Below are 201 nucleotides of genomic sequence, written 5' to 3' on the forward strand. Positions count from 1 at the left end.
GTGCACCGGCAACTCACGGCCCAGGGAGAATGGCTCGGCGCGGCCCTCCAGCGCCAGGATCATGGTTTCGGCCAGGCAGCCATTGAGGCGGCGCTTGGGCTCCAGGCCAAGGCTGCGCAGCCCCAGGTGCACGGCGGGGCTGGCGGAGACCAGGCCGGCGTCCACCAGCGCCGCGACATCCTGCTGGTGGACGCCGGCCTG

The 201-nt window shown here is 73.1% G+C and carries 1 protein-coding gene; it reads right to left on the minus strand.

Annotated features, from left to right (window positions below; translation table 11 throughout):
- Positions 1-201: hypothetical protein (locus GYA94_RS27335; protein ID WP_161893514.1), on the minus strand; the 201-nt coding region annotated here is incomplete at both ends.

The organism is Pseudomonas juntendi, assembly GCF_009932375.1.
Taxonomy (GTDB): Bacteria; Pseudomonadota; Gammaproteobacteria; order Pseudomonadales; family Pseudomonadaceae; genus Aquipseudomonas; species Aquipseudomonas juntendi.